The organism is Halostagnicola sp. A-GB9-2 (genome assembly GCF_030068615.1).
In the GTDB taxonomy this organism is placed as follows: domain Archaea; phylum Halobacteriota; class Halobacteria; order Halobacteriales; family Natrialbaceae; genus Halostagnicola.
In genome coordinates this window covers 845,629-859,120 of record NZ_JASJOC010000001.1, presented here as the reverse complement: position 1 = coordinate 859,120, position 13,492 = coordinate 845,629, and the positions used below count along the sequence as shown (strand labels likewise).

The window sequence follows — 13,492 nt, the reverse complement described above, 5'->3', positions numbered from 1 at the left end:
TATGATAGCACATGTCTGCCCAACAGAGCCGATCACCTTTCGACCGGCTTCGACAGAAGTTCGATGATACTGAACGGCGGTGTCGACAGTGCGGATATGTCGACTCCGACGGCGGATGGCGCGTCCGGACGAGCGGTGACCGAGTCTCCTACCAGCACGTTTGTCCGTCCTGTGACGCCATCGAAACGCGGGAGCTTCGGTTGTAGTCTCGGTTCCGTAATCGCGACGCGATCAGGACAGTCCCGTAGCGTCGGCTACCGAACGCGAGCGGCAACGAAGGCGCTTTAGGCGTCCGACCGCTTCCTTCGATAATGAGTACACCCACGCCCGAAGTCTACGAGCAGGGCAAGGGCATGGACGCCCACAATCAGGTGATGCGGGAGATCCGCTCCGAGAAGGAGGCGAGTTACGATCCCCACCAGCCCACCCGCGTTTGGCTCGACGAGGATAATACGCCCGACGGCGTCAAGGAGAGTCTGACGATCATCTTAAATACCGGCGGCTGTCGCTGGGCCCGCGCCGGCGGCTGTACGATGTGTGGTTACGTCGCCGAAAGCGTCGACGGCGGGAGCGTCTCCCACGACGCCCTGCTGGATCAGATCGACGTCTGCCTCTCCCACGAGGCCGAAAACGCGGACGGTCCAGCGCCACTCATCAAGATCTACACCTCCGGTTCGTTCCTCGACGAACGAGAGGTGGGCGCCGAAACCCGCCGAGCAATCGCCGAAACCTTCGGCGACCGAGAACGGATCGTCCTCGAGTCCCTGCCCGATTTCGTCGACCGCGAGAAGCTCACGGACTTCACCGACGAAGGGCTCCAGGCCGACATCGCGATCGGCCTCGAGACCGCCACGGATCGGGTTCGCCACGACTGCGTGAACAAGTACTTCGACTTCGCAGACTTCGAGGACGCCTGCTCGACCGCGGCCGAGGTCGAGAACGCGGGGATCAAAGCGTACCTGCTGATGAAGCCGCCGTTCCTCAGCGAACCCGAGGCCGTCGAGGACATGATCTCCTCAATCGAGCGCTGTGCCGACGTGTCCGGCTGTCACACCGTCTCGATGAACCCGTGTAACGTCCAGCGCTACACCATGGTCGACGAACTCCACTTTAGAGACGGCTATCGTCCACCGTGGCTCTGGTCGGTCGCACACGTCCTTGAGGAAACTGCAGATGTCGACTCGATCGTCGTCTCCGACCCCGTCGGCCACGGCTCCGACCGCGGTGCCCACAACTGCAAGGAGTGTGACGACCTCGTCCAGAAGGCGATCAAGGACTTCGACCTCCGACAGGATCCCTCGGTCTTCGAGCAGGTCAGTTGTGAGTGCGAAGCGACCTGGGACGCCGTGATGGACCTCGAACGCGGCTACAATCAGCCGCTGACTCGATAACGGTTTTTGCGGGCACTTTTTGGGCGGGCACTTTTCAAGCTGGTACTTCCTTCGGATTCCGCCCCCAGTGACGGTGCTCGGCTATCGCGTCGACGAACGCCTCGAGGAACTCGTCGAGGTCGTCGTTCCGGCAGGTGACGACGCCGGCGTCCGACTCGAGGTCGCCGTCGTCGGCGATTTCGGTGTCCGGCAGATCGACCGCCTCGAACAGTTCCGTTCCCTCACCGACCGCGGCGATCGGCTTGTAGTGTTTGAACGCCTCGGCGACGAAGTGTTTCGGATCGCCCTGCTGAGTCATTGCGTCGACGCTCTCGCTGCCGCCGGGGACGACGACCGCGTCGAACGAAACCGAAGCCGCCGCGACGTGATGCTCGTCGGCGTCGACCGTCTCGCCGTCGGCCCCCGATTTCTCGCCGAGGAGTTCCGAGATGATCTTGACTCGAGCGCCCTCGTCCTCGAGGGCTGATCGGATTTCCGAGACGTGGTCGTCGTCGAACCCGTCGTCGACCAGCATCGCGATCTTGCGGGTCTCGATCGTGTCCGGGGTCCGGTTTTCCATGCTGAGCGACGGATCCTCCCTGTCGTGGTCCGGTAGCTCGTCGCCGGGCGATTCGGGCGGCTCGACGCCGATTCCCTCGGCAACGCGTGTGGCGAACTCGTGGTCGACGTTGTTGAACAGGTCGTAGACCATCCGCTCGCGGATCTCCATGCGGTCGACCTTGCCGAGTTCGAAGTGGGCGGCGTCGACGATGTTCTGCTTTTCGGGCTCGGACATGCTGTTCCAGAACAGCCGCGCCTGGTCGAAGTGCTCCTCGAAGCTGTCGCTGCGGTTGCGGATCTTCTGCCCGTCGATCTTCTCGGCGTAGTGCTCGTAGCCGCCTTCCTCCTCGGGGACCTCCTGTGGATCGTCGTCGCCGATCGAGTTCGGCTTGTACGACGCTTTCCCTTCGTTGATCTCCTGGCGCATGAAGCCGGCGCGCTGGTTGTTGTGTCGCTCGACGATGGGCCGGTTGATCGGGATCTCGTCCCAGTTCGCGCTGTTGAACCGATTGAGCTGGGTGTCCTGATAGGAGAAGAGTCGCCCCTGCAGCAACGGGTCGTTCGAGAAGTCGATGCCGGGGACGACGTTGCCGGGGTGGAACGCCACCTGCTCTGTTTCGGCGAAGAAGTTGTCCGGCGTCTCGTTGAGCACCATTTTGCCGATCGGCCGGACCGGGACCTCGGTCTCGGGGACGATCTTCGTCGGATCGAGGACGTCGAAGTCGAACTCCTCGGCCCGTTCCTCGTCGAAGATCTGGACGCCGAGCTCCCACTCGGGATCGTACCCCTCCTCGATGACGTTGTAGAGTCCCTTCCGGTTAAAATCCGAGTCCTTCCCCCAGAGCTTCGTGGTCTCGTCCCAGACGAGTTGATGGGTGCCGAGTTTGGGCGTCCAGTGGAACTTGACGAATACCGAGTCACCCTCGTCGTTGACCAGCCGGAAGGTGTGAACGCCGAAGCCCTGCATCATCCGGTAGGCTCGCGGGAGGGCCCGTCCCGAGAGGACCCACATGACCATGTGGGTGATCTCGGGCTTGAGGGAGGCGAAATCCCAGAAGGTGTCGTGGGCTGCCGACGCCTGCGGCATTCCGTCGTCGGGCTCGGGTTTGATCGCGTGAACCAGATCGGGGAATTCCATCGCGTCCTGGATGAAGAAAACCGGGATGTTGTTCCCGACGAGATCCCAGTTGCCCTCTTCGGTGTAGAACTTCGTCGCGAAGCCCCGAACGTCCCGGACGGTGTCGGACGACCCTCGAGAACCGACGACCGTGGAGAACCGGGTGAAGACCGGCGTCTTCTGGTCGGGATCGGTCAGCACCGAGGCTTTCGTCAGCTCCGAGATGTCGTCGTACTCGTCGCCGAGGTCGGGATCCTCGTAGGGCTGGAAGTAGCCGTGAGCTCCCGTTCCGCGAGCGTGGACGACCCGTTCGGGAATCGACTCGTGGTCGAACTGGGTCATCTTCTCCCGGAAGTGAAAGTCCTCCATGATCGTCGGCCCGCGCTCACCCGCCTTGAGCGAGTTGTCGGTATCGGTGATCTTGACCCCGTGATCGGACGTTAGCTGTTCGCCCTCCGGATTTTCGCGGACTTCATCGAGTTGGTCCTGTTTGCTCTGCTCATCGAACTCGCCGGCGTCGTCGCTCGTTCCCGCCTGGCTCGAGTCGGACCCAGATCCCGACTCGTCGTCAGTGCCGCCGTCACTTACTGCGGTTCGGTTCGATTCGTCAGTCGTCGCTTCCTCTTGGCTCTCTGTTGTGTTCGATGGCTCGGTAACAGCGTCCGTCTCGTCGGTCGGGTCGTGCTCTGACATAGATCGTATTTTCCTCGAGATGATCGTCACGGACCGAATTACCTCCACTGCCGATCGATGGACGGTCCGTTCCCTCGCCGTCTAGTGACCCACAACTAGCTGGATAAACGATATCCACACGCTTGCAAGCCGATGCAAGTGTCGTTCCTCGTGTGAGTTTCGTCCGTCCGCACAAGCAGTGTGTTGCCGATAGCGCGTGGACCTGGGACTCAAGAAGATGAGAAGTAGATACTGGAACGACTTCTTTATTCAGACTGGTGCCCGACACTGAATCGGAAAATTCGGTAACTACGTGTGGGAACTAACTACCGGGGTTCCGACCAGTTGCAGATGATGGTACAGGGCGCAAATTCATCACGGGTTACCCCTGGAATCGGTTCAAATAGAGCCGAGGAGAGCCCAAAAGAAGTATCATCGATACCATGATTACTATTACCATGGGGGGTCCTATCGATGAAATCGAGTTCATCGCCAGCTCGAACCACCGGGTCGGGATACTCGACATACTCGCCGAGGAGGGTTGTGATCGGAGAGACATACAGGCCCGGACTGGTGCCCACGCGTCGACTATTGGACGCGTGCTCGGCGACTTCGAGGAGCGACAATGGATCGAACGGAGCGGGCCGACGTACCAACTCACACTGCTTGGTGAGTTCGTCTCTGAACGGTTCACGGAGTTCCGTGATGCGATGGAGACCGAGGGGAAGCTCCGTGACGTCTGGCAGTGGCTTCCGCGAGAGATGGAGGGATTCTCCGTGGACCTGTTCGCAGACGCCGTCGTCGTCTATCCCGGCCCGGGCTATCCATACGAACCCATCGACCGCGTGATCCAACTGGTTGAGGAGAGCGACTCGATGTGGGGACTCGGGGCCACGATATTCAAAGCGGTTGCCAACGAGGCATTCTGTCGGGCCGCCCTCGACGGCATGGAAATCGAGTACGTGTACGACCCGGCAGTCCTCGCGGCGACGGCCAATTGGAACCCCGACCTGTTTAAGAAGGCCGCTGCCCGAAACCATTGCACCGTCCTCGTCCACGACGACCTTCCCGACAGGACGCGGTGCGGGATCGATGTCTTCGACGACCGGGTCAGTATCTGCTGTCACGATACCGAAACCAGAGCACTGCGTGCGTGGATCGACACCGACGCACCCGAGGCCCGAGAATGGGCCCTCTCGGTCTTCGAGCAGTACCGTCGGGAGGCGCGACCAGTCGACGAGGACGCATTGGACACTCCGGTCCCCGAACAGTTTATCGCTCCGTAGAGAAACCCACCAACCAGTCTGTCCTGTTTGCACGCCGTGCAATATTTCACTAGATAGTGTCATTATCACGGCCCTCGTCGGTCCAGATACAGCCAGGTGGACCCAACCATGACCGAATCAACATCACCCGTCACGGGAGAAGAGATGAAAACAGTCACGTCCGCAGACGGGACCGAGATTGCTTTCGAACGGACGGGAAGCGGGCCACCGCTCGTGCTCGTCCACGGGGGAGTCTGTGATCACAGGTTCTGGGAACTCTCCGACGTTCGATCCGCCTTCGCGGACCACTGCACGGTCTACGCGATGGATTGTCGCGGTGTCGGCGAAAGCGGCGACGCCACCGAGCGAAGCTCGGTTGGCCAGCCGGAAGCGTCCGCTTCCGGCAACGCCGACGAGTACGACTTGGAACGGGAGTTCGAGGACGTGGCTGCGGTCGTCGATGCGATCGACAAGCCTGTAACCCTCCTTGGGCACTCATCGGGGGCGCTCTTATCGTTGGAGGCGGCCCTGCGAACCGATAACCTACACGAACTCATCCTGTACGAACCACCGATTGCGTTCGGCGATCACGAACTCTACTCCGATGAGGTACTCGCTGAAATGGAGCGGCTGCTGAAAGTGGGTGAGAACGAACAGGTACTCGTGCTGTTCCTCCAAGAAATCGCCCAATCTACGCCGGAGGAAATCGACGCGCAACGCTCGGCTTCGGATTGGTCAGACCTCGTGGATGCGGCACACGTCTGGCCCCGCAGCTTAGCAGCGATCGGCGAGTACGAGTTCGATGCAGATCGGTTCGCCAATATGACGACGCCAACGATGCTGTTGTCCGGCAGCGAGAGCCCCCCGCTCTTGAAAGATGCGACGGCCCCGGTCAACGATGCGCTCCCGAACAGCCGGATCGTTACCTTCGATGGGCACGCTCACGAGGCGATGCTCACCGCGCCAGACCGTTTCATCGAAGCGGTACTTGCAGTCATCCGTCAGTAGAACTACCGATCGGCGATCAATCACCTTACATTTCCGTCGTCCGTCAATACGTCCCTACATAGAACAGCATTTCTGACGGTTATTGGATGAATTGCATCCTCTCCGATTACTGCTTGCCCTATATTTATCGCGACTTTCACATTCAACTCTGAATATAGAAACTCACTACCAACTACTGTGAGAAAATCGATCTGCTCGAGACGGCGTGGCTCCCAAGATCCCGTTGTCCGCTATCAGACGCTCTCGAGACCCCGAAGAACACCCTGTCCGTCGGTCCCGCCGATGTCGGGGAGCGTGACGCGTTCGGGGTGGGGCATCAACACCGCGACGGAGTCTCGGTCGCCGAGCACGCCGGCGACGTTGTGTTTCGATCCGTTGGGATTGGCGTCCTCGGTCAACTCGCCGTCTTCGTCGCAGTACCGAAAGAGCACACGATTTTCGGCCTCGAGTTCCTCGAGTCGGTCGTCGTCGATTTCATAGCGCCCTTCGCCGTGGGCGATCGGAATCTCGAGAACCTCGCCCTCGTCGTAAGCCTCGGTCCAGGGCGTGTCGTCGCGCTCGACGCGGAGGTAGACGTGCTCGCACTGGAACCGTGCGCTCTCGTTGGTCGTAAAGGCCCCGTCGGTGAGCCCCGACTCGCAGCCGACCTGCGCGCCGTTACAGACGCCGAGGACGGGAACGCCGTCTGCTGCAGCGTCGCGAACCTCCGCCATAATCGGCGAGCGAGCGGCCATCGCGCCGGCCCGAAGGTAGTCGCCGTAAGAAAAGCCCCCGGGGAGGACGATTCCCGTCGTCTCGGCCGGCAAGCCGTCCTCGTGCCAGACGATCTCGGCGTCGATCTCGAGGTGGGAAAGCGCGCGTTCGGCGTCTCGGTCGCAGTTCGAGCCGCCGAACCTGATGATTGATACAGTCATGGTGATCTTACTCCCGTTCGGCCACGTCGATATCGTAGTCGTGGATCGTCGGGTTCGCGAGCAGTCGTTCGGCCATCTCTTCGACTTCCTCCTCGGCGTTGCCCGCGGAGTCGGCCTCGAGGTCGATCTCGAAGCGGTCGGCCGAGCGAAGCGCCTCGAGATCGAAGCCCAGACGCTCGAGGGAGCGTTTGGTGGTCTCGGCCTCGGGATCGAGGACGCCGTGTTTGAGACGAACCGTCACCGTGGCGGTGTAGGCAGTCATTACGTGAATCCCCGTAACCGTGCTCAAAAACGCTTTCGGGTTACGTCTGTGATGCACGTTCGTGGATAGACGTTTGGCACTGGCGGACAGAGTCGATACGGATGCCATCGGGCTCTCACAGAGAATTTTAACAGTCTGTCCGCCTACGGTGGGCATTCAGCCGCCTCGAGCGCCCCCGTCTCGATCGCGTCCGTGATCCGATCCGCGCTCCGTCGTGCGCCCGCGATGTTGCCCGCGAGCGCACCCACAGTTCCCGCCGCGAGCGCGCCGGAGACGAACAGCGGCGACGTCGTTCCGTCCGTTCGCCGCCAGGCGAGGCTCTCGTCCTCGAGGACGGGCATTCCGCGATACCCTCGCTCGAGGTCCAGATCGGCGGCGAGCCGTTTCACGAACGGGTGCTCGTAGACCGGTTCGAAACCGGTCGCGAGCACGACCCGATCCGCCGAGAGACAACCGCCGTCCTCGAGCAGGAGACGAACTCGTTTCTCGCTCGCGTTCGCCGACGACCCGCTGTCGACGCATCTCGCTGAGTCGACCGCGCTCCGACGGACAGCGAGATCGTCGGTCTCGACCAGATCTTCGAGCCGGTCGTGGAGGTACGGCGGCATCGTCGAGTCGTTTCGGACCGATTGGACGGTTTCATAGCGCGCTCGAGAGCCCGGCGGGTGACAGTGCAGGTTGGTCTCGACGTGCCCCCAGTTGATCCAGCGTGGGTCGGCTTCGGTGACGGCCCGCTCGAATGGATGGCGGGCGAGCATCGTGACCGATTCGTGGGACGTCGCCGGATCCGTTCCCGTCCGACCGGGTCCGCGCTCGGCGAGGCAGGTCGCCAACTGGCCGGCGCTGATTCCGCCGCCGACGATCACCGTTTCCCCGACGCGCCGTTCGGGATCGAAGTCGTCGCTCCAGACGTGGTTCACCCCGGGCACGCCGTCGGCCCAGTCGGGGATTCGGTAGCGACCGCCGTGGCCGATCGCCAGCACGCAGGTTCGCGCGCGAAGCTCGCCCTCGTCGGTCTCGAGCACGAGCGCCTCCTCCCCTTCCCCCTCGGCAGTTTTCGACGCGGTTCGAATCCGCCGAACCGACGACCGCTGGTGAAGCGACTCGAGATCGTTGCCGTCGATCACGTAGTCGGCGTAATCGAGAAAGAGCGCGAGCGAGGGGCGGCGCGGGTAGCCGGGCGTCGGTCGGAGTTCGTTCTCGCGACCCCGCGATTCAGCGAAGCTCTCGAGGCCGAACGGTTCGGTACCGACGTGGTGGACGAACGTCGAGCGAAGTTCCTCCATGTCACAGGCCGCCGCCTTCCGGCGAAACGACTCGAGAAGCCGTTCGTGGGGATCGACGACGGCGATCCGATCGCGGTCCAAAGACGTCTCCTCGAGGAGTCGCTGGACGAGATAGGTTCCGTGGATGCCGCCGCCGACGATGACACACTCGAGCATTCAGGACCACCTACGCCAGGTTGTTATTTCACTCATTTGGTTTAATAAACATGGTTGGTGTAGATCGTATTTTTAACAAGATTTACACGACGAGCGCGCCGATCCAGGCGATGCACAACGCGAACCCGATCGCCGCGGCCGCCTGTCGGGCCAGCATTTTCAGCACGAACCGGGTCGAGACCTCTCGAGCCACGGTGATGGCGGTGACGAGACACGGAAAGAGAACGCCGGCGAGGTAGACGGCGACAAGCACCTGTACCGGAGAGAGGGCGGTAACGCCAGCGGTATCCGCGGTGAGCAACGCCACGCCGTCCTTGCGAATCGACGCGAGGACGACCGGTAGGGCGGCCTCCGCCGGCAGGGTGAACGCGGCCATCGCGGGCTCGAGGCCCACTCCCATGCGCTCGAGCGCCCCGAGGTAGTCGAGGAGCGCGGCGACCACGCAGATACCCGCGAAGACGGGGAGTGCCGTGGTAATAAAACTCGAGAGCGACGCTCGAGCCTCCCGCCAGATCGCCCGCGTTCGAGGCCGTTGAAGGAACGTTCGGCGATCGACGGCGAGGCTGGTCATCCGTGCCCGTTCGGGGGCGATGAGGCGAACGTAGATGAGCGTGGTCGCGACGAGGACCGCGAGGTAGGGGCCGACGAGCCAGGGCATTCCGACGGCGGCGAAGACCGCTAGCGTGGCTGGAAACTGGTAGGAGCAAGCCGAGCCGAACGAGATCGCCGAGATGGTGGTACAACGGGTGCAGGAAGAACAGCTCCGGGTGCTCGTGACCGCGGGGACGTTACAGCCAAAGCCCATGACGACGCGGACGAGGTCCCGACCCGTGAGTCCGACGCGGCGCATCGTCGGGTGAAGCGCGGTCGTGATTCTGGTGGCGAGCCCGCTGGCCTTGTAGGCGCCCATGAACAGCGCGAAGATGAGCATCGTCGGAAGCGCCCAGACGAACAGGAACGGACCCATCGCGAGCAGTCCGTACTCCCCGCCCAGAACGGCCGCGAGCGGACCGGGAAGCGATCCCGTCCACGCGACGGCCGGCTCGAGCAGTCCGCCGACGATCGGGTCCATCTCCTCGGCGACGGTGTTCGCGAACGCGACAGCGACGAACGCGGGTACTAACAACGCCAGACAGCTAACCACGGGCCCGACGTACGGCCGTTCGAAGACGCGCTCCGGCGGTTCGATTCGCCAGCCGACGCGCGTTTCGGCTCCGCCCGGAAACTCGCGGCCACCGCGAAGTACTTCGAAGAGGTCGCGGCCGTCCGCGGCTCGAACAGCGGTGGGTTCGGTTCCGCCCGTCGCTCCGCCGTCGGTTGCCACGCGGGCCAGACTTCGGGCGTCGACGGGCACGACGGGAACGCCGAGGTCGGCCTCGAGATCGGCGATCGCTCCCCACGCTCGTCCGCTGTCGATCCCCGTCGGTTCGTTGCCACCTCTCTCCGGGGCCGCTTGCTCGTTATCGACGACCGTCGCTCCGCCGTCTTCGACCCTGTCCCAGAACGTGACGACGACGGAACCGACACGACCCTGAACGATCGGCAGAAGATCCGCGAGGTCCCGGTCGATATCGGTTGCCGGGACGACGAGGACGACACCGTCTGCATCCTCGAGATTCGAAAGCGCCGTTCGGGTGGTTTCGGTGTCCGTCTCGAGGGTGAGACCCGGCGTATCGACGATCTCGAGGCCGTCCGTTCGGTACACTTCACTCGAGACCGTCGAACCGCCGATCGCTTCGTCGGTCGGGGCCGTCTCCGATAGCGCGTCGGCGAGCGCGGATTTGCCGACGTTTTCTTTTCCGATGAGGACGACGGTCTCCGGTTGCGTCTCGGCCGTTCGTTCACCGCGGTTCTCGGCCTCGTTCATGTCGTCGAGGTGGGCGCTGTAGCTCGCAGTTCTTGGACTCGACTCGGTTTGTCGCTATCACCCGTCATATCCGGGTGTGGGGCTTGAGACATCGGTTGGTCTTGGACTCGAGCGCCCAGTATAATAATACTGGCGAACAAAATAATAACTATTATTAAATTGGCCACCATATTGGCAACTGAATGCCCGAGAATACGATTCCCGTAACGGTCCTCAGCGGTACGCTCGGGGCCGGAAAGACGACAACGCTGAATAACCTCCTTCGCGAGAGCGAGGAGCGCGACGTCGCCGTCCTCGTCAACGATATGGGCGAAGTCAACGTCGACGCCGAACACGTCGCCGAATCCTCGGACATCACCGAGGAGGAAGAAGAACTCGTCGAACTCTCTAATGGCTGTATCTGCTGTGAGCTTCGCGGCGATCTTCTCGACGCAATCGGATCACTCACGCAGGCTCGCGAGTTCGATTCGATTGTCGTCGAGTCGACCGGCGTCGCAGAACCCCTGCCGGTCGCCCAGACGCTTACGCTCGGCTTCGATCAGTCCGATCTCGACCCCACGGAGTTCTACGAAGAGACCGGCATCGAGCCGCTCGAGAACTGCCACCTCGACACCACGGTCACGGTCGTCGACGCCCACCAGTTCCACGAGGCGATGCGCTCGGACGAAGTCCTCGACGACGACGGGACGAAAAAACACCTTGGCGACCTGCTCGTCGATCAGGTGGAGTTCTGCGACGTGTTACTCCTGAACAAGTGCGACTTGGTCGATGAGGAAACCCTCGAGAGCGTCGAAGAAACCCTCGAGACGCTCCAGCCGCGAGCCGAAATCGTTCGGACGACCCACGGCGCTGTTGACCCCGACGAGATTCTCGAGACCGGTCGGTTCGATTTCGAGGACGCCCAACAGTCCGCGGGCTGGGTGCAGGAGCTTCGAGAGCCCCACGAATCGGCCGAGGAGGAACACGGCGTCACCTCCTTCGTCTTCGAATCGCGACGGCCGTTCCACCCCGAGCGATTCGCCGACCTGCTCGACGAATTTCCCGAGAACGTCGTTCGCTCGAAGGGCCACTTCTGGCTCGCGGGACGGGAAGACGAGGCGGTCACGCTCAACGTCGCTGGCCAGTCGATCCGCGTCGCACCTGGCGGGCAGTGGATCGCCGCGCTCCCGCCCGAGGAACGCGAGGAACAGTTAGCGGAGTACCCGCAACTCGAGGACGCCTGGGACGATGAGTGGGGAGACCGTGGCATACAGCTGGTCTGCATCGGAACCGAGATGGACCACGAAACGGTCCGAGATCGGCTCGAAGCCTGCGTGCTCGACGACGAGGAGATGCGTGAGGACTGGGCGACCTACGACGATCGGTTCCCCTCGTTCGAGGTGCCGGACGAAGACGAACTCGATGGCGAAGCGCCCGAGGGTGCTTCGGAGGGAGATGAGGGGACGGAAACGTCGGCTGAGACGGACCACACTCACGAGCACGAGACGGCGACGGAAGTGGGCCTCGCCAAGTGAGCGATCGGACCGAGGCTCGAGGAGACGGTACGAACAGAAACCTACCACAGTGACAGCACACGATCCAACGGACGACGGTGACGCGGACGGGGAACAGGGGACGACTCGAGGAGAACAGGAATCGACTTGGGAAGAACAGAGAACGACTCGAGGCGAATCGAAATCCGGCGACTCACCGGCGGATTCGACCAGCGAAATCCGCTCGCTGGACTGTCGGTCCGTCGTCGAACCGGACGAACACGGAACCGAGATCTGTACGATCTACGACATGTCCGACCCGCGGACGAAACAGACGGCGTGGCTTTCCGCGGAGGACGATTCGTTCGTCGACCTCGAGGAGATGCAGTGAGACGACCACATGGCTCGACCACACGCCGCGATACAGACGCGACGCGCTAAGATACCCACCACCAATGTCAACCGCATTCCAGACCGCAGTTCGAAAAAACGTCCAGCGCGAGAACCGTTACGAAGCAATCGACCGCCTCGTCGAGAAAGGCGAGCGAACGAACCTCTCGATTATCGTCCAGATGGGCGGTCTCGACGGCGAGTTTCGTCGCCGCGCGCTCGAGGGGCTCTCTAACTGTCGCGCGACCGAGGAACTCGAGGAACTCGCCGAGGATACCACCGTCGCACCGTCGTTGCGTCGGCGCGCCGACGAACTGGTCTCCTAAGTATCTCGGAAGTAGTGTGGCCTGTGAGCAGTTCTGAAATCACAGTACCCACTCGAACCCGTCGGAAACGGCGCGTTTGCCGCCGGTTTCGATGATCTCGCCGTGGCCGGGGATGACTCGATCGAAGTCCCACGCCAAAACGTCTCGAATCGACCGACGGAACGCGCGCTCGTTTTTGATCGTGAGCCGCAGATCGAGCGGCGGCCTAACCCGCCCGTAGATGCCCGCAATTCGCGCCAGTAGACGTGTTTTCAACGGGCTCGAGGGGCCGATATGGAATCCGACGTCTCCGAGGATAAGCGTTCGACTCGGGCGATGGAAGTACGCGATCTCGGTGAGCCACCGGTGGCCGACCACGGCCGCCTGGTCGATGTCGGTCGCCCACCGTGGGTCGGGGACGTCACCCAACAGCCCGTCGAACGTCAAGTCCGGCCGCCGAACGCCGAGTCCGGGCGCAGCGAGGAGTTCGACGCCCGGGAACGCCTCCCGGTACTGCTCCATGTACAGATGACCGTGGAGCTTGCTGGCTGGGGCGACGAACCGAACGTCGCCGAGTTCTTCGAGCGCGGCCTTGAGTGCCGGCGTCAACTCGGCCGGCGACTGGACGAACAGGCCGCCGCTCGAGAGACGGATCACCGTCATGATCCGTCCCATCTCGACTCCCATAAACCGAAGCGGTTCCTCGTACGTCCACAGTCGATCCGCCGTTCGTCTGAGCATAATTTCTCTTCTGTCTCGAGTACGGGGCCCGAACGCATATACTAAAAGTAGGTGTGATACGGTCTGTTGTAAGTCATTTCCGGAGCAACCGCGAGCTGTCCTGTGG

General features: G+C 62.3%; 13 protein-coding genes. 7 read left to right on the top strand and 6 right to left on the bottom strand.

The window, feature by feature from the left end:
• Positions 1–11: 11 nt before the first annotated feature.
• Together QNM96_RS04270 and QNM96_RS04265 are read left to right on the top strand one after the other, a co-directional pair.
• A complete protein-coding gene (locus QNM96_RS04270) occupies positions 12–206 on the top strand; it encodes an HVO_0649 family zinc finger protein (protein WP_283834770.1) in 195 nt (64 codons plus the stop codon).
• Between the two features lie 105 nt (positions 207–311).
• The gene (locus QNM96_RS04265; RefSeq protein ID WP_283834769.1) at positions 312–1,391 is read left to right on the top strand and encodes an archaeosine biosynthesis radical SAM protein RaSEA; all 1,080 of its coding nucleotides are present in this window, start codon (positions 312–314) and stop codon (positions 1,389–1,391) included.
• 34 nt (positions 1,392–1,425) lie between these two features.
• Here QNM96_RS04265 and QNM96_RS04260 read toward each other — a convergent pair whose 3' ends face one another.
• Entirely contained in the window at positions 1,426–3,741 is a 2,316-nt protein-coding gene (locus QNM96_RS04260; protein WP_283834768.1) for a catalase, read from the bottom strand.
• Between the two features lie 437 nt (positions 3,742–4,178).
• Between QNM96_RS04260 and QNM96_RS04255 the strand changes: the two genes are divergently transcribed.
• A complete protein-coding gene (locus QNM96_RS04255; RefSeq protein ID WP_283834767.1) occupies positions 4,179–5,006 on the top strand; it encodes a transcriptional regulator in 828 nt (275 codons plus the stop codon).
• Positions 5,007–5,114: 108 nt separating this feature from the next.
• The gene (locus QNM96_RS04250; RefSeq protein ID WP_283834766.1) at positions 5,115–5,993 is read left to right on the top strand and encodes an alpha/beta hydrolase; all 879 of its coding nucleotides are present in this window, start codon (positions 5,115–5,117) and stop codon (positions 5,991–5,993) included.
• Between the two features lie 233 nt (positions 5,994–6,226).
• Here the strand turns inward: QNM96_RS04250 and purQ are convergent, their stop codons facing one another.
• The 4 genes from purQ to QNM96_RS04230 all read right to left on the bottom strand — a co-directional run bounded on the left by purQ (position 6,227) and on the right by QNM96_RS04230 (position 10,478).
• Positions 6,227–6,907, bottom strand: coding sequence for a phosphoribosylformylglycinamidine synthase I (purQ, locus tag QNM96_RS04245; RefSeq protein WP_283834765.1), 681 nt, complete (start codon positions 6,905–6,907; stop codon positions 6,227–6,229).
• A 7-nt stretch (positions 6,908–6,914) separates the two neighbouring features.
• Positions 6,915–7,169 (bottom strand): phosphoribosylformylglycinamidine synthase subunit PurS, encoded by a 255-nt coding sequence (purS, locus tag QNM96_RS04240; RefSeq protein WP_283834764.1) that lies wholly within the window; start codon positions 7,167–7,169, stop codon positions 6,915–6,917.
• Positions 7,170–7,312: 143 nt separating this feature from the next.
• A complete protein-coding gene (locus QNM96_RS04235; protein ID WP_283834763.1) occupies positions 7,313–8,611 on the bottom strand; it encodes an FAD/NAD(P)-binding protein in 1,299 nt (432 codons plus the stop codon).
• Positions 8,612–8,693: 82 nt separating this feature from the next.
• Positions 8,694–10,478 (bottom strand): nucleoside recognition domain-containing protein, encoded by a 1,785-nt coding sequence (locus tag QNM96_RS04230; RefSeq protein ID WP_283834762.1) that lies wholly within the window; start codon positions 10,476–10,478, stop codon positions 8,694–8,696.
• A gap of 182 nt (positions 10,479–10,660) precedes the next feature.
• Between QNM96_RS04230 and QNM96_RS04225 the strand changes: the two genes are divergently transcribed.
• The 3 genes from QNM96_RS04225 to QNM96_RS04215 all read left to right on the top strand — a co-directional run bounded on the left by QNM96_RS04225 (position 10,661) and on the right by QNM96_RS04215 (position 12,666).
• Positions 10,661–11,992: a GTP-binding protein gene (locus QNM96_RS04225; RefSeq protein ID WP_283834761.1), complete on the top strand. Its 1,332-nt coding sequence runs from the start codon at positions 10,661–10,663 to the stop codon at positions 11,990–11,992.
• Between the two features lie 49 nt (positions 11,993–12,041).
• A complete protein-coding gene (locus tag QNM96_RS04220; protein WP_283834760.1) occupies positions 12,042–12,341 on the top strand; it encodes a hypothetical protein in 300 nt (99 codons plus the stop codon).
• A gap of 64 nt (positions 12,342–12,405) precedes the next feature.
• Entirely contained in the window at positions 12,406–12,666 is a 261-nt protein-coding gene (locus QNM96_RS04215; protein ID WP_283834759.1) for a hypothetical protein, read from the top strand.
• Between the two features lie 39 nt (positions 12,667–12,705).
• Here QNM96_RS04215 and QNM96_RS04210 read toward each other — a convergent pair whose 3' ends face one another.
• Entirely contained in the window at positions 12,706–13,386 is a 681-nt protein-coding gene (locus QNM96_RS04210; RefSeq protein ID WP_283834758.1) for a DUF4336 domain-containing protein, read from the bottom strand.
• Positions 13,387–13,492 lie beyond the last annotated feature (106 nt).

Bases quoted from the DNA above. Each gene is read 5' to 3' on its own strand.
- QNM96_RS04270 (WP_283834770.1), top strand. From the start codon at position 12: ATGTCTGCCCAACAGAGCCGATCACCTTTCGACCGGCTTCGACAGAAG.
- QNM96_RS04265 (WP_283834769.1), top strand. From the start codon at position 312: ATGAGTACACCCACGCCCGAAGTCTACGAGCAGGGCAAGGGCATGGAC.
- QNM96_RS04260 (WP_283834768.1), bottom strand. From the start codon at position 3,741: ATGTCAGAGCACGACCCGACCGACGAGACGGACGCTGTTACCGAGCCA.
- QNM96_RS04255 (WP_283834767.1), top strand. From the start codon at position 4,179: ATGGGGGGTCCTATCGATGAAATCGAGTTCATCGCCAGCTCGAACCAC.
- QNM96_RS04250 (WP_283834766.1), top strand. From the start codon at position 5,115: ATGACCGAATCAACATCACCCGTCACGGGAGAAGAGATGAAAACAGTC.
- purQ (WP_283834765.1), bottom strand. From the start codon at position 6,907: ATGACTGTATCAATCATCAGGTTCGGCGGCTCGAACTGCGACCGAGAC.
- purS (WP_283834764.1), bottom strand. From the start codon at position 7,169: ATGACTGCCTACACCGCCACGGTGACGGTTCGTCTCAAACACGGCGTC.
- QNM96_RS04235 (WP_283834763.1), bottom strand. From the start codon at position 8,611: ATGCTCGAGTGTGTCATCGTCGGCGGCGGCATCCACGGAACCTATCTC.
- QNM96_RS04230 (WP_283834762.1), bottom strand. From the start codon at position 10,478: ATGAACGAGGCCGAGAACCGCGGTGAACGAACGGCCGAGACGCAACCG.
- QNM96_RS04225 (WP_283834761.1), top strand. From the start codon at position 10,661: ATGCCCGAGAATACGATTCCCGTAACGGTCCTCAGCGGTACGCTCGGG.
- QNM96_RS04215 (WP_283834759.1), top strand. From the start codon at position 12,406: ATGTCAACCGCATTCCAGACCGCAGTTCGAAAAAACGTCCAGCGCGAG.
- QNM96_RS04210 (WP_283834758.1), bottom strand. From the start codon at position 13,386: ATGCTCAGACGAACGGCGGATCGACTGTGGACGTACGAGGAACCGCTT.